Annotated in this window: 17 protein-coding genes, 1 other RNA gene and 1 pseudogene; 13 read left to right on the top strand and 6 right to left on the bottom strand. The window is 42.5% G+C overall.

What is annotated here, in order from left to right; genetic code table 11:
• Positions 1-132: 132 nt before the first annotated feature.
• Entirely contained in the window at positions 133-1749 is a 1617-nt protein-coding gene (locus CKY02_RS04520; RefSeq protein ID WP_023046791.1) for an IS1634 family transposase, read from the top strand.
• Between the two features lie 521 nt (positions 1750-2270).
• Here the strand turns inward: CKY02_RS04520 and CKY02_RS26610 are convergent.
• Positions 2271-2405: pseudogene (locus tag CKY02_RS26610) on the bottom strand (Dabb family protein); the annotation flags it as partial.
• Positions 2406-2839: 434 nt separating this feature from the next.
• On the opposite strand from CKY02_RS26610, the gene CKY02_RS04530 reads away from it, so the two are divergent.
• Together CKY02_RS04530 and mscS are read left to right on the top strand one after the other, a co-directional pair.
• Positions 2840-3211 carry a YacL family protein gene (locus tag CKY02_RS04530; RefSeq protein ID WP_112876755.1) on the top strand — a complete coding sequence of 124 codons (372 nt, stop codon included), beginning with the start codon at positions 2840-2842 and terminating at the stop codon, positions 3209-3211.
• A gap of 135 nt (positions 3212-3346) precedes the next feature.
• Positions 3347-4219: a small-conductance mechanosensitive channel MscS gene (gene mscS, locus CKY02_RS04535; RefSeq protein WP_112894384.1), complete on the top strand. Its 873-nt coding sequence runs from the start codon at positions 3347-3349 to the stop codon at positions 4217-4219.
• Between the two features lie 110 nt (positions 4220-4329).
• Here the strand turns inward: mscS and CKY02_RS04540 are convergent, their stop codons facing one another.
• Positions 4330-4710, bottom strand: a complete 381-nt coding sequence (locus tag CKY02_RS04540) for a hypothetical protein (RefSeq protein WP_112876753.1) — start codon at positions 4708-4710, stop codon at positions 4330-4332.
• A 236-nt stretch (positions 4711-4946) separates the two neighbouring features.
• On the opposite strand from CKY02_RS04540, the gene argO reads away from it, so the two are divergent.
• Both argO and CKY02_RS04550 read left to right on the top strand, forming a co-directional pair.
• On the top strand, positions 4947-5570 hold the full coding sequence (gene argO / locus CKY02_RS04545) for an arginine exporter ArgO (RefSeq protein ID WP_112876752.1): 624 nt from the start codon (positions 4947-4949) through the stop codon (positions 5568-5570).
• Between the two features lie 113 nt (positions 5571-5683).
• Positions 5684-6406: an oxidative stress defense protein gene (locus tag CKY02_RS04550; protein ID WP_112876751.1), complete on the top strand. Its 723-nt coding sequence runs from the start codon at positions 5684-5686 to the stop codon at positions 6404-6406.
• Here CKY02_RS04550 and CKY02_RS04555 read toward each other — a convergent pair.
• A complete protein-coding gene (locus CKY02_RS04555; protein ID WP_112876750.1) occupies positions 6403-7305 on the bottom strand; it encodes a LysR family transcriptional regulator ArgP in 903 nt (300 codons plus the stop codon). The genes CKY02_RS04550 and CKY02_RS04555 overlap by 4 nt on opposite strands.
• Before the next feature lie 379 nt (positions 7306-7684).
• On the opposite strand from CKY02_RS04555, the gene CKY02_RS04560 reads away from it, so the two are divergent.
• From CKY02_RS04560 to serA, 4 genes are all read left to right on the top strand, one after another.
• Entirely contained in the window at positions 7685-8239 is a 555-nt protein-coding gene (locus CKY02_RS04560; protein ID WP_112894385.1) for a hypothetical protein, read from the top strand.
• A gap of 196 nt (positions 8240-8435) precedes the next feature.
• A complete protein-coding gene (locus CKY02_RS24300) occupies positions 8436-8597 on the top strand; it encodes a hypothetical protein (protein WP_011147774.1) in 162 nt (53 codons plus the stop codon).
• Positions 8598-8762: 165 nt separating this feature from the next.
• A complete protein-coding gene (rpiA, locus tag CKY02_RS04565; RefSeq protein ID WP_109791769.1) occupies positions 8763-9422 on the top strand; it encodes a ribose-5-phosphate isomerase RpiA in 660 nt (219 codons plus the stop codon).
• 272 nt (positions 9423-9694) lie between these two features.
• Positions 9695-10936: a phosphoglycerate dehydrogenase gene (gene serA / locus CKY02_RS04570; RefSeq protein ID WP_112876747.1), complete on the top strand. Its 1242-nt coding sequence runs from the start codon at positions 9695-9697 to the stop codon at positions 10934-10936.
• Positions 10937-10984: 48 nt separating this feature from the next.
• On the opposite strand, the gene CKY02_RS04575 is transcribed toward serA, so the two are convergent.
• From CKY02_RS04575 to zapA, 3 genes are all read right to left on the bottom strand, one after another.
• Positions 10985-11581 (bottom strand): 5-formyltetrahydrofolate cyclo-ligase, encoded by a 597-nt coding sequence (locus CKY02_RS04575; RefSeq protein ID WP_112894386.1) that lies wholly within the window; start codon positions 11579-11581, stop codon positions 10985-10987.
• A 37-nt stretch (positions 11582-11618) separates the two neighbouring features.
• A non-coding RNA gene (gene ssrS, locus CKY02_RS04580) (6S RNA) lies at positions 11619-11805 on the bottom strand.
• A gap of 111 nt (positions 11806-11916) precedes the next feature.
• Positions 11917-12246, bottom strand: a complete 330-nt coding sequence (gene zapA, locus CKY02_RS04585; RefSeq protein WP_112876745.1) for a cell division protein ZapA — start codon at positions 12244-12246, stop codon at positions 11917-11919.
• Positions 12247-12432: 186 nt separating this feature from the next.
• Here zapA and CKY02_RS04590 point away from each other — a divergent pair, with 186 nt between their 5' ends.
• The 4 genes from CKY02_RS04590 (at position 12433) to ubiI (ending at position 16955) form a co-directional block, all read left to right on the top strand.
• Positions 12433-13008, top strand: coding sequence for a YecA/YgfB family protein (locus tag CKY02_RS04590; RefSeq protein ID WP_112894387.1), 576 nt, complete (start codon positions 12433-12435; stop codon positions 13006-13008).
• Between the two features lie 173 nt (positions 13009-13181).
• Entirely contained in the window at positions 13182-14498 is a 1317-nt protein-coding gene (pepP, locus tag CKY02_RS04595; protein ID WP_112894388.1) for a Xaa-Pro aminopeptidase, read from the top strand.
• Between the two features lie 7 nt (positions 14499-14505).
• The gene (gene ubiH / locus CKY02_RS04600; protein ID WP_112894389.1) at positions 14506-15684 is read left to right on the top strand and encodes a 2-octaprenyl-6-methoxyphenyl hydroxylase; all 1179 of its coding nucleotides are present in this window, start codon (positions 14506-14508) and stop codon (positions 15682-15684) included.
• Between the two features lie 38 nt (positions 15685-15722).
• Positions 15723-16955 carry an FAD-dependent 2-octaprenylphenol hydroxylase gene (ubiI, locus tag CKY02_RS04605; RefSeq protein ID WP_112894390.1) on the top strand — a complete coding sequence of 411 codons (1233 nt, stop codon included), beginning with the start codon at positions 15723-15725 and terminating at the stop codon, positions 16953-16955.
• The last annotated feature ends 75 nt before the right edge of the window (positions 16956-17030 follow it).

Genomic DNA, 17030 nt, shown 5'->3' on the forward strand with positions numbered 1-17030 from the left:
CCGTCATTCCGCACCGTATTTCTGATTTAAAAATAGTGTGATCTTACACAGGTTTTTTGTATTGATGATATCAGTGGGGTTGACGGTAATCGCCAATTTTGATCTATTACTTTTATTTACCGGAAAGCGAATATGCCCACACCCGTACCTGCCATTAAACGTCTCGATCATCTTGGCCTTATCGCCGCTTTTTGTCATGAAGCCGGTTTACCCCGCATGATTGATGCCATTATCCCAAAATATTCATCGCATACCGTCTCTCACGGCGACGCTTTTCTGGCGATGATCCTTAACGGGCTGGGGTTTCACAGCCGGACATTGCACATGTTTTCTGGCTTTTTTCAACATAAGCCGATTGCGCGTTTAATTGGCACTGACATTGAAGCTGAACACCTTAATGATGATGTGCTCGGCCGTACACTGGATGCCTTATATGAAGCGGGGGTGTCGGAAGTTTATCAGGTGCTTGCTGAGCAAGTGGTTGATAAATTGGGGCTGAATCCCGATTCCGTTCATTTGGATATCACGAGTTTTCATGTCGATGGTGACTATGACAGCGCGTTGGGAGATGACACAAAACGCATTGCGTTGGTGCCGGGTTATAGCCGGGATCACCGGCCCGAACTGAACCAGGTTGTCCTTGAACTGATTTGCGAAAATCAGGCAGGTATCCCTGTCTACATGCAGGCCATGAGCGGGAATACGAATGATGCCAAAGCCTTTGCCCAGACGATCAAAACCCATATTCAATGTCTGAAAGCGGCACAAAACAGCCGCTACTTTGTGGCCGATGCCGCACTTTATACTGAAGCCGCGATCACTTCGCTTCATCAGCAAAAACAACGATTTATTACGCGTGTTCCCTTGACGATCAAGGAAGCTAAACAGTCTCTCCTGAACGTGACAGCGGAGCAATTCAGCCCCATCAGTGAGGGCTATTCAGGCTGCTGGGTGACGTCATCGTATGGCGGCGTTCCTCAGCGTTGGTTACTGGTGAACAGTACGGCGGCAGAAAAACGTGAAAACCAGACTTTCCGGAAAAACACACTCAGGGAAACAGAAAACGAGTCTAAACAGTTCGATAAACTGGGCAAAAAATCCTTTGCCTGCCGGGAAGATGCCTTACAGGCACTGCATGATTTTGAGTCTCAATGCCAGTTTATCGGCATCGCCTCGCCGGAAATTCAGGTGATTACCGCGTATGCGGGGCGCGGGAAACCCGGCAAGCATCAACACCCCAAATCGGTTCATTATCAATTAGCCGGTCAGGTTTATACCCGGTTAGACAATGTGAAGCAGGCCAGATCGCGGGTTGGGAGGTTTATTTTAGCGACCAATGAACGGGATGAAGGACGGCTTGATATGGCGGCGTTACTGGCTAATTATAAGGCACAACAAAAGGTGGAGCGGGGTTTTCGCTTCCTGAAAAGTCCGGAATTCCTGACGTCTGCCATTTTTCTGAAAAAACCAGAGCGGATAGAAGCGCTGTTAATGGTGATGACATGTTGTCTCATGGTTTATGCGGCGCTGGAACATAAAATTCGCCATGAATTGAAACAAAGTGTGCCGTTTTTCCCCGATATGAAGAACAAACCGACACAATCCCCCACCGCGCGTTGGGTGTTTCTGGCCTTTGAAGGGATCAGCACCTTTGAATTTCAAGAACATAAAATGGTGACAGGAATGCAATCTTACCACCATGAGCTTTTGAGTTTATTAGGCGTACAATATAAAGCGGTTTATTCCTGAATTAGGTGCGGAATGAAGGGTTTAAATTGGTTTTACACTGTTTTAATTCGTCCAATCATTATAATCTTTCGACCTTGTTTTAAATAATGAGAAAACCCCCCTCCTTTTTTAAATAGGTTTGTTAGCGACCTAAAATGGGAGGTAAAATCGGCCATTTTATTATCTCATTATCTTTTATAAATGATAATGATTTTACAGTAAGTTATCAGTAAATAAGCAAGGTTAAAAGCTTTTTATATAGTATTTAATTATTGATTAAATATTTAAATTTTCCATTATAATCCATATATACCCAATGGATTTCAAGATGCATCGCGACGGCAAGGGAACGAATCCCCGGGAGCATAGATAACTATGTGACCGGGGTGAGTGAGTGCAGCCAACAAAGAGGCAACTTGAAAGATGACGGGTATAAACATATTTCTACCAATAATCGGCACATTTAATTATTCTTAGGTACGCCGGCAATATTCATTATATTGAATATTGATTAGCAGATGGTTATTTCCCATAAAGGGAAATTATACTTCATAATCAAAGACGATAATGTCGTCGACAGAATCTATAAGGAGAACTTTTAATTTGTCATGCGCTGGATGCGGTAAATAGTTTGAAATGGCTTTATGATCATCAAATGTCATGGTGATAGCATGTGTAAAACCTTTGTTGTTGTTTTATCTCGGATGTGAATTTTAACAAAAGAATATGGCGTATCATAATGGCTCCTGAAAGGTGTCTTTGTTTTTGCTGACAAAATAGAAAATAAATTGTTCTATTGCAAGATCCTTGAATATATCTCATCAATTAGTGGATGTGTGTTCGATTTTGCTGTTTTTGTTTCTCTGAGATATTATTAATTATAGGGTATTTGTCTATATTTGCACTAAGGCTGAACTCTTCTCCGATGAAAGCCATAGCGGACACAAACTTCAAGGATAGCTTGGGGTGGACATTTCGGTTATTCAGGTGCAAACCATATCGTTGTGTCAGCATAGAGGCGTTAGTCTCACACTTCTTGCAGTTTGTGGGCTGATTCTGGGGCGGAATTGCTAGGAAATATTAAAATGGAAAGAACGCACCGGAGGTAATGATGGAATACGAATTTTTGCTAGATGTCACTGGACTGGTGACTAGCCGGTTCTCAATGGATCACGAAGCTATTGGTCAGTGGCTGAATGAAGAAGTCAAAGGTGATTTGGCGGTGATAGATAAGATTGCCTCAGCGTTGGCCGAAATTAAAGGTAGTGAACGTCAATGGCAACTTGTAGGTCATGAATATACGCTGTTAATGGATGACGAAGAAGTTATGGTTCGTGCCAATCAGCTTGAGTTTGAAACTGATTCGATGGAGGAGGGTATGAGTTATTACGATAATGAGAGCCTGGCTTTTTGCGGTACCAAGGATTTTATTGATATGTTGGCCGATTATCGGGATTTTATTTTGCAAAAGTACGATTGGTAAGAAGCTGTATATAGATAGAAATAATTCTCTGGCACGATAGGCTTTTTTCTTACTGTTAATGGTTGCTATGAAGGATAATCATCGAGTAATTTTACTCAATGATAGTTAAGTAGCTAAAGAATCAAGGTGGTTTTAATGGAAGATATCAATCTGTCTGGTGGCATTAATGAAGCTACAAGCTGGCTCATTAATCATCAGGATTTAATCATTCAATATCTGGTCAATACTGTTGCTGCTATTCTCATTCTTGTTCTGGGATTAATGGCGGCGAAACTCATTAGTAAGGGCGTGAAAAGAGTTATGTCATTGCGTGGCATTGATGTAACGGTATCGGATTTCCTGGCTGCTGTTGTTCGTTATTTGATTATTGCGTTCACTATTATTGCAGTTTTGGGCAAATTAGGTGTTCAGACAGCTTCCGTCATTGCGGTTATCGGTGCTGCTGGTTTAGCTGTTGGTTTAGCTTTACAGGGTTCTTTGTCCAACTTTGCCGCAGGGGTATTGCTGGTGGCTTTTCGTCCAATCCGTGCGGGTGAATATGTTATTCTCGGCGCGGTTGAAGGCACCGTTGTTCAGGTGCAGATTTTTTCTACTACATTGCGTACGGCAGATGACAGAATTATCGTGATCCCGAATGGGAAAATTATTGCAGATAATGTTATTAATACCAGTCGTGAACCGAATCGTCGAACCCAGATCATGGTCGGTGTTGCGTATAATGCGGATATTGACGAAGTTAAAAAAGTATTAGGTGATGTTATTGCCGCAGACAATCGTATTCAGCATGATAAAGGCATGACGATTCGTTTGCATGAAATGGCACCTTCTTCACTGAATTTTATTGTGCGTGTATGGACCACCAATGGTGATGCTTGGGAGGTTTATTGGGATTTGATGGAGAACTTTAAACGCACATTGGATAAACACAATATCAGTATTCCTTATCCACAAATGGATGTTTATTTGCATCAGAATCAAGCTATGGCGCGGAATAAAATGAGTGATTAATCAGGGGATTGGATAATAACCTTCTGATTATGTGAATAAACCGTAAATTTTTACCAGTAAATCAGCGCCGCGCTGTCAATAGCGCGGGCGCTCTATTCCCCAAGTTTATTTTATTGACATAAGGTATTAAAGTTGTTTTTGATAAAATCATCGTTTATATCTTCTGTCAGTGCTATTTTCTTGTTATCAGATAAGCAAAGGACAGCGGATGAAACATCTGAAGTATGGAAATTAATATCAGCAGTGACTATCCCATCACCTTTTTCACCCTGTATTTTAAGAATGAAACGTTCACAGCCTTTTTTACATAAGAAAGGCTGATAATTACTGAGATCTACATCTGTAATATTGGCTGTACCAATATAGTATTCAATTATTTCATAGTGGTTTAATGTCTCTTCAACATCATTTCGAAGCAAATAGTAGTTTCTGACAGTAAGAGCAGCAATAATAATGATGACTAGTAGCATGAAACCCATAATTTTTTTCAAAATAATCCCTTCCTCTTATTTTTCATAGAATTGATAGATTCATTAATACTTTTAGTGTGTATTAGCTTGATTTTCTTTGAATTAATCAAATAATTTTCCTGTAAAAATCTGCTTTTTGGTTGGTTATTAAAATTTCTTATGATCGATTAGAAGCATTTATTTCCTCTAATGAGCTATTCTTCTTAATATTCTGAACATTGAAATAGCAAAGTGAATAATTATTGAGGAATTTTTTTATGTTATCGACATTTGTGCAGGGGTTTTTTCTTAGCGCCGCAATGATTTTGCCTCTTGGCCCACAAAATGCCTTTGTTATGCAGCAAGGCAGTAGGAGACAATTTCATCTAATGAGTGCAACTTTGTGCGCGATCAGTGATGGTTTTTTGATTGGTGTCGGTGTATTTGGTGGTAGTGCATTACTTAGTCAGTCAACTTTACTCTTGCAATTTGTCACCTGGGGAGGTGTTGCTTTTTTATTCTGGTATGGATGGGGGGCCTTACGTGTGGTTTTGTTTGCCAATGTTGAACTGGCGCAGGTAAATAATTCAGTAAAAAACCGTTGGCGGGTAATTGCGATCATCTTTGCGGTCACTTGGTTAAATCCGCATGTTTATTTAGATACCATTGTTGTTCTGGGTAGTATTGGTGGTCAGTTATCTTCAGAACTCAGACCTTGGTTTACTTTTGGGGCGGCAACTGCTTCTGTTAGTTGGTTTTTTTCTCTGTCATTACTAGCTGCATGGTTTTCCCCCGTGCTAAGTAAGCCGCTTTCTCAACGGATTATTAATGGGTTTATTTGTATCATAATGTGGTATATCGCATGGCAACTTGCTAAGCAGGGATTGCTAATTTCTGATTAAGCTGAACACTTCTTTGCATACAGTCTCTGTGTTAGTGTTTTATTTATCCCATGTATATTTCGGTTTTTCCGTGGGATGAACATTTTCTGTAACAGGTTTTCTTCGGAGGTTGTGTGAAATTGAAATCATTAGGGTTGGCCGCCATGTTAAGTGCCGGGGTGCCACTTGCTGCACAGGCTGCTGATTTACCCGGAGTCCCTCATGTTATTACTTCTGGTAATGCGGTAGTGAAAGCAGAACCGGATATAGCAACATTGATGATTAACGTCAATATTTCTGCTAAAGATGCTTCTGGGGCTAAAAAGCAGGTTGATGAGCTGGTTGCTAAATATTTTGATTTTCTGAAAAATCACGGTATTGAAAAGAAAGATATTGATGCAGCGAATTTGCGTACTCAGCCTGATTATGAGTACGATAATGTGTCTGGCAAATCGGTGCTGAAAGGCTATCGTGCGATCCGTTCAGTGGAGGTGAAGGTCCGTAAGTTAGATCAACTTAATGATCTGCTAGATGGTGCATTAAAAGCGGGTTTGAACGAAATCGTATCTGTTCAGTTTGGTGTGGACAATCCGCAAAAATATCGTGATGAAGCCCGCCAGAAAGCGATTGAGAATGCAATTGAACAAGCTGATGCACTGGCGAAAGGCTTTAGCAGCAAAGTGGGTTCGATATACAGTATCAATTACCGAGCACCAGAGGCGATTGATCACATGAAATATCGCAATACTGATGTGATGATGTCGGGAGGTGCTGCTGCTGGAGTGGGTGAAACTTACCAGCAGGATAGTATCAATTTCAGTGATCAGGTTGATGTGGTTTTTGAGCTAAGACCTTAATTAATGTCATCTTGTCTTAACATCTGACGCCCAAGTTTCAACAGGGCGTCAGTCACTTTTTTCATGGTCCTGCTTTCCGGTGCAAAACGATGCCAATAGAGCATCCGGCGCTGACATAAACCCGGTGTCAGGTCGATCAGTTCGCCATTTTTCAATTCTTGATCAATCTGTAAATGTGGGATCATACAACAAGTGGAACCCTGTTTTGCCAGTTGTACAAAGGCTTCGGATGAATTGACGATATGACATGGAACGCTGCCCGGTGACAACTCGAAGTTCTGTTGTAAAAATACCTGATGCATATCATCCAGATGGTCGAATGCAACCGCCGGGGCTTTTAGTAACGCTGAACGGGTAACCCCATTTGGGAAATAGCGGGTAGCAAATTCTGGTGAGGCGACAAACAGATAATCCAGTGCGCCTAGTTTATCAATCAGACAACTGGGTAAAGGTTGTGGTTGAATACTGACTGCGCCAACGACTTCACCTCTTCTTAACTGCTCTTGAGTCCGAGTTTCATCTTCAACTTGAATATTGAGTCGGATAGGTAAATCAGCGAGTACCGGGTGTAGAGCCGGTAATAGCCAGGTTGCTAAGCTGTCAGCGTTGACTGCTAATGAAAGCAGCAATGGAGTATCGGTCCCCTGTTCATCGCCTAGCCATTGTTCTTCCAACAACTCTACCTGATGTAATAGTGCCAGTAGTTTTTGTCCTTGTTCGGTGGGGCGCGGAGGAACGGTGCGCACTAATAGAGGCTGACCAAACAGATTTTCCAACTGTTTGATACGTTGAGAAACCGCGGATTGAGTGATACAGAGTTTCTGGGCAGCACGCTCGAAGCCGCGTTCTCGGATCACCGCATCTAGAGCTTGTAGTGTTCGGTAGTCAGGGCGTTTCATTATAGAAAGATTCTCCATTTATTTTTCTGAATATCACTATGCCATATTTTTCTGATGTATGAGGCAATTTGTCTGGTGGGCCGTAAAATCCTACCTTTCAGAAATTACGCATGTTATACCCAATTTGGATAAATTTTTGTTGGTTGGTCACCTTTGGGAAGGGGATTCCATTTTTGAAGGTTGAGTTTGTTGACGTGGTTGAATAGGCGATATGCTCAGGAGAAAGCACTGGGTGAAGCTGTTTTTGATAGCTTAATGATGAATTTTTGATCTGGCTAAAGATTGTTTGCATGTTTCACTTAAGTGTAGTCTTTCAATAAAATTGTTAAAAAATTGTCATTTTGGCTATTTAATAACAATGTAAGTAAGGTTGCTTTTTATGCTGTCACTGAAACATGTTGCACAATTAACATATAATACTTTGCAGTTATACATGGATCAGAGAGGAATAGATTTGGCGGTCGGTCCTATCTCTGACAGCGATGCAAACACGCTAACGAAAGCGTATGGTGAGCTTAACTGGGAATATTATATTACAGAGGTCGGTAATCGACATGATTGCTTCAGCTTATGTATAAAATTTGTCATATCAAGGGAAAATCTCCAAATTGAATCTGCTCCGGCTGGAGTCGCTTTATCCACATATGATTTGAACGATAAGAGTTTTAACATCCATGTATTGGAAAATTTTGTGAAGGATACAGAAAATCATCCGTTGCATAGAAAGATGCTTTTGTATACTCTGTATGCAACATTGATTTTCATGAATGTGGCTGATGGTGAAGACGTCAGGATTCATGAACCCGTTAAGGATAAAATAGCTTACTATCGTTCGTTTGGTTTTGAGCTAGAACGTTGTGGATATGTAATGTCATGTGATATTAAGACATTAACGGCAAAGTTGAAGAGTTGGTCTAAGGAGTTAGTTCTTTGACCTCTCGGCATTTATATGCATGTTATAGTATCCTGGTAGACCAGGTGGGATAGTTATTTTGTTCATTTAGATTTGTTGAAGGTGAAATCTTACTAAATTTGTTGCTATGGCCATAACAGAGAGATTTTGTCGGGAATTTTTTGTCCTGTATGACTAAATCAGTTCAGTAATGTGAAGTCGTTTTAGAGGTGTTGCTATGAGAACACAAAAAGAACCGATGTTCGATACCATTCAAACTTATAAAAAAGCTGGAGAGACCTTAGATTTTCTCATGAAAGTAGGTCCGGTTTTGGAAGATCATGCACAGGCACCAAGCCAAGAAAAGCAAGGTCGTCGTCGTAACAAAGAGGCTGCATAGACATCACTCTTTTTGTAGCCCGCTAGTATGGCGGGTTTTTCACATCATTCACTCTTAATTTTTCATGATTCATTTCACTTAACTTAATTGCGGTTTCTTTGTTGCTATCAAGGTTTATACTAGTCGACAGGCTTTCCTTGTAACTGATATAGGCAATGAATTGATATGACTCAGGACGAACTAAAAAAAGCAGTAGGTTGGGCAGCACTCGAATTTGTTACACCAGGAACAGTTGTGGGTGTGGGGACAGGTTCAACGGCTTCACACTTTATTGATGCCCTTGGTTCCATTAAAGATCAGATTGAAGGGGCAGTATCCAGCTCTGAGGCTTCTACTGAGAAGTTAAAAAGTTTGGGAATTCCTGTATTCGATTGTAATGAAGTGGATTCCCTTGATATCTACGTTGATGGTGCGGATGAAATCAATGGCAATATGCAGATGATTAAAGGCGGTGGTGCTGCATTGACGCGTGAAAAAATCATTGCTGCAATAGCAAAAAAATTCGTTTGTATTGTTGATGCCTCTAAAAAAGTTGATGTATTGGGTAAATTCCCTCTGCCGGTTGAAGTGATTCCAATGGCTCGGGCTTATGTTGCTCGTGAGTTGGTTAAATTGGGAGGAGTACCAAAATATCGTCAGAATGTTGTGACTGATAACGGCAATGTGATTCTTGATGTGCATAATCTAGCCATACTCGATCCTGTTGAGTTAGAGAATAAAATTAATCGTATCTCAGGTGTGGTGACTGTGGGCCTATTCGCTAACCGTGGTGCGGATATTGTATTGATGGGAACACTTGATGGAGTGGAAACCATCACTCAATAATATTATTTACAGGGGCGGAGTTTTTCGCCCTTAAAAATTTTTTCACTTTTAAAATAGGTGGAGAATTTAGTGATATATTTCATATCTCTGATTGTTATTTAATCTAAATCCTAATTTTGTTCTTTTTCAGATCATTTTATTCCACATAATAACTACTTTATTAAGACTTATGTGACGGGAATAGCAATCGTTTATATTGCTGTGTTCGTTTTTTTTGTTATGTTGAGAGAATGAATCTTAAATGTAACGAAGCGTAACAATAGGCAGGATAAATGGTTAAGGTATCTCTGGAAAAAGATAAGATTAAATTTTTGCTATTAGAAGGTGTGCATCAGAGCACGGTGGAAAATCTACGAGCAGCCGGTTATAGCAATATCGAATATCATAAGGGAGCATTAGATTCCAAAGAGTTAAAAGAGGCAATTCGTGATACCCATTTTGTTGGTATCCGTTCCCGCACACAACTGACCGAAGACATTTTTCAGGCAGCTGAAAAATTGGTTGCTGTAGGCTGTTTTTGTATTGGTACCAATCAGGTTGATCTGAAAGCGGCTGCAAAACGTGGTATCCCTGTCTTTAATGCGCCATTTTCTAATACCCGTTCTGTTGCTGAAATGGTCCTTGGTGAGTTGTTGTTATTGCTGCGTCGTATCCCTTTGGCGAATGCGAAAGCTCATCGTGGAGTGTGGGATAAGCAGGCTAAAGGCTGCTATGAAGTCCGTGGTAAAAAACTGGGCATTATCGGTTACGGCCATATTGGCACTCAGCTTGGTATTCTGGCTGAAAATATTGGTATGGATGTCTACTTTTACGATATTGAAAACAAATTGCCGTTAGGTAACGCTCATCAGGTACGTCATTTGTCAGAATTACTCAATATGAGTGATGTAGTTAGTTTGCATGTACCAGAAACACCATCAACTAAAAATATGATTGGTGCAACTGAACTGACTCTGATGAAACCGGGTTCTATCCTGATTAATGCTTCACGCGGGACGGTGGTGGATATCCCGGCATTATGTGATGCATTGGAAAGTGAACATCTGTCAGGGGCGGCTGTGGATGTGTTCCCTGTTGAACCGGCAACCAATAATGATCCATTTGAGTCACCGTTACGTAAATTTGATAACGTGTTGCTGACCCCACATATTGGTGGTTCTACCCAAGAAGCGCAGGAAAACATTGGTTATGAAGTTGCAGGAAAGTTAGCGAAATACTCTGATAATGGTTCTACCTTATCCGCAGTAAACTTCCCAGAAGTGTCTCTTCCTGTTCATGCTGATGATACCAACCGGTTTCTACATATCCATGAAAATCGCCCCGGTATATTGAACAGTATTAACCAAGTGTTTGCTGAACAGGATATCAATATTGCTGCTCAGTATCTGCGTACCAGTGGGGATATGGGTTATGTGGTTATTGATATCGTGACTGAAAATCCTGCTCAAGCTGAAATGGTATTTCAGAAACTGAAAGCATTGCCGGGTACTATCCGTTCTCGCCTGCTTTACTGATTATTTTGATATATCAAAAATGGGTGCTTTGTGTAAGGCACCCATTTTTTACTGCCATTGCCAGATTTTTTCAGGTGTGATGATTTCAGGTAATGGGATATCCCATTCGGCTATGGGCAGTGTATCGACTAACTGACAGTTATGCGCCAGACCTATCGGATAGAAATTTTTTTGTCGCCATTGCCTCAATGTACGATCGTAAAAGCCACCACCCATGCCAAGCCGTTGCCCTGTGCGGTCAAAAGCAACCAGCGGGATCATCATGATATCCAGTTCTGATAATGGTAAAACCTGCTCAACATTCAGCGGTGGTTCTTCTATATTGAAGCGATTTCTGATGAGTGGGGTATCGGGTTGATAGTTTAAAAATAGCAGATGGTGATGACGGAAAGGATGCAATACCGGCAGATAGATCTGTTTATTTTGTTGCCAGAGTTGGTTAATCAGTGGACGGGTATTGAGTTCACCATCAAACGAAAGGAATAGTGCGATTTTGTTGGCTTGGTGAATTTTGGGGTGGTTGATTGCTCGCTTAGCAGCCCGTCTTGCAAAAAGAGATTGTTGTTCAGGGGTGAGTTCACGGCGTTGTTGGCGTATTTTCTTTCTAATGCTTTGTCTGAGTGGTAATAGGGGCTCTGATTGCATGGAACCTGCCAGTGGATAGCAGCAGCGATTAAAGTTGAGATTCTCCAAGATGTCGTTACAGGTAGTAACCCTTGAACCCTTGGTTCAAGGTGAACATAGTGTCGCAGCTTTAAGGCTTCTCGGCCGGACCGAGCATGCACACCAGACTACGGAGCACCACATTCTATAATGTATGAAATATCGGCTCAGGGGACTTTCCCCGTTCACGAACATCTCAGAGAAATTTATTCAGCGCTTGTTAAGCAACTTTATGAACCCTATTGTATGAAACTAAACACAGAAAGCAACTAATTCTCGAATGATTCACTCACTAATGCATGATTTATCAATAGAATTCATTTAGTTGGTGCAATTGTGCTCTCAGTGATGCGACCTTGTTCCACTAATGCTTGTTCTATAGTCTGCTGAAGCATCTTTATTTTCTGTTCCATATTATAGGCATAATCACGGGTTTTCACTTTTTCTTGTGCCAATTCGTGACAGATATTCAGTGCCACAATAAAAATCAGTTGTTCAGTATTGGTTACTCTGGTGCGCTCTTTTAAATCGTCTAAACGTTGCTCAAGTTCCACAGCCGCAGCCAGCAATGCTTCTTTTTGCTCTGATGGACAATTGACACGTAGTGACCGCCCAAAAATCTGGATATCTACCGGTTGTGCAGACATGACCCCTTCCTGACTTATTGCTGCGCCCTGGTTTTAATTCTGAATTATAGAATTGAAACCGGCGCCAATCATTATAACGCCATACCAACAGACAACTCACGATTAGCGAAGGTTGTTGTCTGGTATAGCGACTCCCCTTGGTGGTAGCATAGCATGAACTTACACCGTCAACGATGACCAATACACATGTCTATACAGAATTCATTACCAGATTATCAATCTTTTGACGAAATATTGCATCAACAGTCAGTGGCACTGACGGCAGCGGAGATGCATGGGTTGATTAGCGGCCTGCTGTGCGGTGGTAATCGCGACAGTAGTTGGCAGGTCTTAGTTCATGACTTAGCTAATGATGGGCTAGCTTTTTCCCATCCATTAGCCCAACAATTGCGTGAATTACGTGAAATCACATTCGAATCATTGGATGACAGTAATTTTGCATTTGGTTTATTGCTGCCAGATGAGGAAGATAATGTATATGAACGAGCAGATGCATTAGCTGGATGGGTTAACCATTTTTTGCTGGGATTAGGTGTTGCTCAACCGAAATTCGCGGATAAAAAAGAGATCAATGAGATTATTGGTGATTTGCGCAATATCGGTCTGCTTGGTTATGAAGAAGGTGATGATCAAGAAGAGTTGGCTCAGGCACTGGAAGAGGTCCTTGAATATGTGCGGGTGGCTGCACAGCTTTGCTATATCGCCTTTACTGAACCTAAAACCGTTTTAATCGCAAAAAATGATAAACCAACATTGCATTAATTGGTGTTTATTGAGCGCAAAATATACCCTATGGATTTCAAGATGGATCGCGGCGGCAAGGGAGTGAATCCCCGGGAGCATAGGTAACTATGTGACCGGGGTGAGCGAGTGCCGCCAACAAAGAGGCAACTTGAAAGATAACGGGTATAATTAACTAAGTCGCAGGAGAGGGTATGATCAAACAAGAATATTTATCCCGCCGTCAGGCTTTACTGGCAAAAATGGCTCCGGCCAGCGCAGCGATTATTTTTTCTGCCCCGCCTGCGCCACGAAATTCAGATAATGAATATCCCTATCGTCAGCATAGCGATTTTCTTTATTTGACGGGGTTTAATGAACCGGAAGCGGTGCTGATATTAATTAAGAGTGATGATACGCATAATCATAGTGTTCTTTTTAATCGAGCGAGTGACTTGACTGCGGAAATTTGGTTTGGTCGTCGTCTTGGGCAAGAAGCAGCACCGGAAAAACTGGGTATTGATCGTGCTTTGCCTTTTGATGATATCAAAGAAGAGCTTTACCTGTTGCTGAATGGTTTGAACGTGGTTTATCACGCGCAAGGTGAATTTGCCTACGCAGATGAAATTGTCTTCCATGCATTGGATATATTAAGAAAAGGCGGTCGCCGTAATCTTTCAGCGCCTTTATCGATAATTGATTGGCGCCCTTGGGTACATGAAATGCGGTTATTCAAATCTAAGGCAGAAATTGAGGCTATGCGCCGGGCGGGTAGAATCAGTGCTCAGGCCCATATGCGAGCGATGAAAATTTGCCGCCCAGGAATGTTTGAATATCAACTGGAAGCTGAAATTCATCACGAATTTACTCATCAAGGGGCTCGCCATCCTGCTTACAACACGATTGTAGGGAGCGGTGAAAATAGCTGTATTCTGCACTACACCGAGAATGAAAGCAGGATGAAAGAGGGTGACTTGGTGTTGGTTGACGCAGGTTGTGAATATCTGGGGTATGCCGGAGATATCACCCGGACTTTCCCTGTCAATGGCAAGTTTACTCGTGCTCAGCGTGAAATTTACAATATCGTACTGAAAACATTAAATGTTTCATTGGAATTGTACAAGCCAGGCACCAGCATCAACAAAGTTACAGAACATGTCGTGCGGATTATGGTGGAAGAGTTGGTGAAACTGGGCATTATGCACGGCGAAATTGAACATTTAATCGAAACCAAAGCCTATCGTCAGTTCTTTATGCATGGCCTCGGTCACTGGTTAGGATTGGATGTACACGATGTCGGTGATTATGGTGTAGAACGCGATCGTATTCTGCAACCGGGAATGGTATTGACGGTTGAACCGGGGATTTATATTGCGCCGGATGCAGATGTGCCGTTGGAATATCGGGGTATCGGTATCCGTATTGAAGATGACATTTTGATCACTGAAACAGGTAATGAAAACCTGACAGCCAGTGTCGTTAAAGAAGCTGATGAGATTGAAGCTCTGATGGCGAAAGCAAAACAGGGTTAAGTTAAGAATGAACGTGATTATCGTTGGTGGAGGCATGACCGGCGCGACGCTTGCGCTGGCGATATCTTCCCTGAGTAAGGGGCGGATTCATGTGTCCCTGATTGAAGCGGCAGAGCCGGAGCAGAAACATCCCGGCTTTGATGCCAGAGCGATAGCGCTGGCTTACGGTACTTGTCAGCGTTTACAACAGATTGGCGTTTGGTCTGCTCTGGAAGATTATGTGATACCGATAACTCACGTTCATGTTAGTGATCGTGGTCATGCAGGGTTTGTGAACCTTTATGCAAAAGAATATAACATTTCCGCTCTAGGTCATGTTGTCGAATTGTATGATGCAGGGCAGGGTTTGTTCGGATTACTGAAAAATGCGCCTGGTGTAACGTTGTATTGTCCATCCAGGGTTATGGCTGTTGAAAGAACCCTGTCATCGGTAACTGTTACTCTGGACAGCGGCGAACGACTGCAAAGTGAATTGCTGGTAGCGGCTGATGGCAGCCATTCTGCCATTGGTCACGCCTGTAATATTCAGTGGCAACGGCACGCTTATGAACAGGTTGCCGTGATTACAAATGTACTGACTTCGGAGCATCCGCGAGGCAGTGCATTTGAGCGTTTCACGGAATATGGTCCATTGGCTTTGCTACCAATGTCTGGGGGGCGGAGCTCGCTGGTATGGTGCCATCAGTTGGCGCGGAGAAAGGAGATAGCGGGTTGGAGTGATGAGCAATTTCTTAGGTGGTTACAGCGAGCATTTGGCTGGAGATTGGGGAAAATATTGGAAACCGGCCAGCGTCACAGCTATCCATTAACACTATCTACTGCAAATCAACAAATTAGTCACCGATTGGCGCTGGTGGGAAATGCCGCGCAAACATTGCATCCAATTGCCGGTCAGGGTTTTAATCTTGGAATGCGAGATGTTATGACACTGGCGCAGATTGTTTCTGAGGCTTTTGCTGCTGGTCAGGATATTGGTACTTATCAGGTTTTGGCTAACTATCAACAGCAACGGGTTTTAGATCGGGAAAACACCATCGATATTACCGATGGATTGATACGGATATTCGCCAATCGTTATTTCCCATTACAAATCGGGCGTAACTTGGGCTTGATGATAATGGAAAAATTCTCTCCTGTGCGGGATATGCTGGCCCGTCAGACTCTGGGTTGGGTCGCCCAAAGATAACCGCGGATAAAGCAGACAAAATAAGAGGACGTTATATTATGCAATCATTTGATGTGGTTATCGCTGGTGGCGGTATGGTTGGTTTGGCGCTTGCCTGTGGTTTACAAGGCAGTGGTTTGCGGGTGGCTGTGGTGGAGAGCTATCCGCCTACTCACCCCGTTATTGCTGGAGAAGAGTATGCTTTGCGGGTTTCTGCGATTAATGCGGCCAGTGAGCGCCTGTTACAGCATCTTGGTGTGTGGCAACAGATTCTGGATATGCGCACTAGTCCTTATCAAGAAATGGAGGTTTGGGAGCGGGATAGCTTTGGCCGTATTCAGTTCAGCGCGGCTGAATATGGGCTGGAATATCTTGGTCATATCATTGAAAACTGGGTTATCCGTGAAACATTATGGAAAAAAGCAGACAGCTTATCTGAAGTGACCATTTTGGTGCCTGCGGCTTTGCAACAGGTTGCCTGGGGTGAAAATGAAGCTTTTATGACTTTATCCGATGGTCGCATGTTAACGGCTCGTTTAGTTGTTGGTGCTGATGGCGCTCACTCATGGTTGCGTCAGCATGCTGATATCCCTCTCACATTCTGGGATTATGAACATCATGCGTTGGTAGCCACTATTCGCACCGAAGAGCCGCACGGCCGGGTTGCCCGTCAGGTCTTTTATGGTGATGGTATTTTGGCGTTTTTACCCCTTGCCGATCCCCATTTGTGTTCTATCGTCTGGTCACTACCGGGTGAAGTTGCTGAACAGTATAAACAATTTGATCATAAGCGTTTCAACCAGCAATTGGCGGTAGATTTTGATCTGCGCCTTGGTCAATGTGAACTGATGAGTGAACGTCTGACAATTCCACTGACCGGTCGTTATGCCCGTAATTTTGCGGCTCATCGTCTGGCCCTGTTGGGAGATGCCGCTCATACCATTCACCCATTGGCAGGCCAGGGAGTGAATTTGGGCTTTATGGATGTCGCTGAGCTGATCGGTGAATTGCGTCGTTTGCATGGTCAGGGAAAAGATATTGGTCAGCACTTTTATTTACGTCGCTATGAGCGCCGACGTAAACATGGTGCTGCTGTGATGCTGGCCGGGATGCAAGGTTTTCGTCAATTATTTGATGGCAATAATCCGGCGAAAAAACTTTTGCGGGATATCGGGTTGTCTCTGGCAGATAATTTACCGGGAATTAAACCTAAATTACTTCGTCAGGCAATGGGATTGAATGACTTACCGGACTGGCTCTCTTCTAAATCCTATTCGGCTGAAAAAATCTAATTTAGCCTCTGCTTATCGATAACTTTTTCTCATACCTTGCTGAAATATGAATAGGTGATTTTATTCATATTTCAG

Origin of the sequence: Photorhabdus bodei (genome assembly GCF_003287735.1) — a bacterium.
GTDB lineage: Bacteria > Pseudomonadota > Gammaproteobacteria > Enterobacterales > Enterobacteriaceae > Photorhabdus > Photorhabdus kayaii.

Excerpts from the sequence above, each read along its gene's own strand:
- argO (WP_112876752.1), top strand. The coding sequence starts at position 4,947 with ATGTTATCGACATTTGTGCAGGGGTTTTTTCTTAGCGCCGCAATGATT.
- rpiA (WP_109791769.1), top strand. The coding sequence starts at position 8,763 with ATGACTCAGGACGAACTAAAAAAAGCAGTAGGTTGGGCAGCACTCGAA.
- CKY02_RS24300 (WP_011147774.1), top strand. The coding sequence starts at position 8,436 with ATGAGAACACAAAAAGAACCGATGTTCGATACCATTCAAACTTATAAA.
- CKY02_RS04575 (WP_112894386.1), bottom strand. The coding sequence starts at position 11,581 with ATGCAATCAGAGCCCCTATTACCACTCAGACAAAGCATTAGAAAGAAA.
- ubiH (WP_112894389.1), top strand. The coding sequence starts at position 14,506 with ATGAACGTGATTATCGTTGGTGGAGGCATGACCGGCGCGACGCTTGCG.
- pepP (WP_112894388.1), top strand. The coding sequence starts at position 13,182 with ATGATCAAACAAGAATATTTATCCCGCCGTCAGGCTTTACTGGCAAAA.
- CKY02_RS04555 (WP_112876750.1), bottom strand. The coding sequence starts at position 7,305 with ATGAAACGCCCTGACTACCGAACACTACAAGCTCTAGATGCGGTGATC.
- CKY02_RS04590 (WP_112894387.1), top strand. The coding sequence starts at position 12,433 with ATGTCTATACAGAATTCATTACCAGATTATCAATCTTTTGACGAAATA.
- zapA (WP_112876745.1), bottom strand. The coding sequence starts at position 12,246 with ATGTCTGCACAACCGGTAGATATCCAGATTTTTGGGCGGTCACTACGT.
- CKY02_RS04530 (WP_112876755.1), top strand. The coding sequence starts at position 2,840 with ATGGAATACGAATTTTTGCTAGATGTCACTGGACTGGTGACTAGCCGG.
- CKY02_RS04520 (WP_023046791.1), top strand. The coding sequence starts at position 133 with ATGCCCACACCCGTACCTGCCATTAAACGTCTCGATCATCTTGGCCTT.
- CKY02_RS04560 (WP_112894385.1), top strand. The coding sequence starts at position 7,685 with ATGCTGTCACTGAAACATGTTGCACAATTAACATATAATACTTTGCAG.
- ubiI (WP_112894390.1), top strand. The coding sequence starts at position 15,723 with ATGCAATCATTTGATGTGGTTATCGCTGGTGGCGGTATGGTTGGTTTG.
- serA (WP_112876747.1), top strand. The coding sequence starts at position 9,695 with ATGGTTAAGGTATCTCTGGAAAAAGATAAGATTAAATTTTTGCTATTA.
- mscS (WP_112894384.1), top strand. The coding sequence starts at position 3,347 with ATGGAAGATATCAATCTGTCTGGTGGCATTAATGAAGCTACAAGCTGG.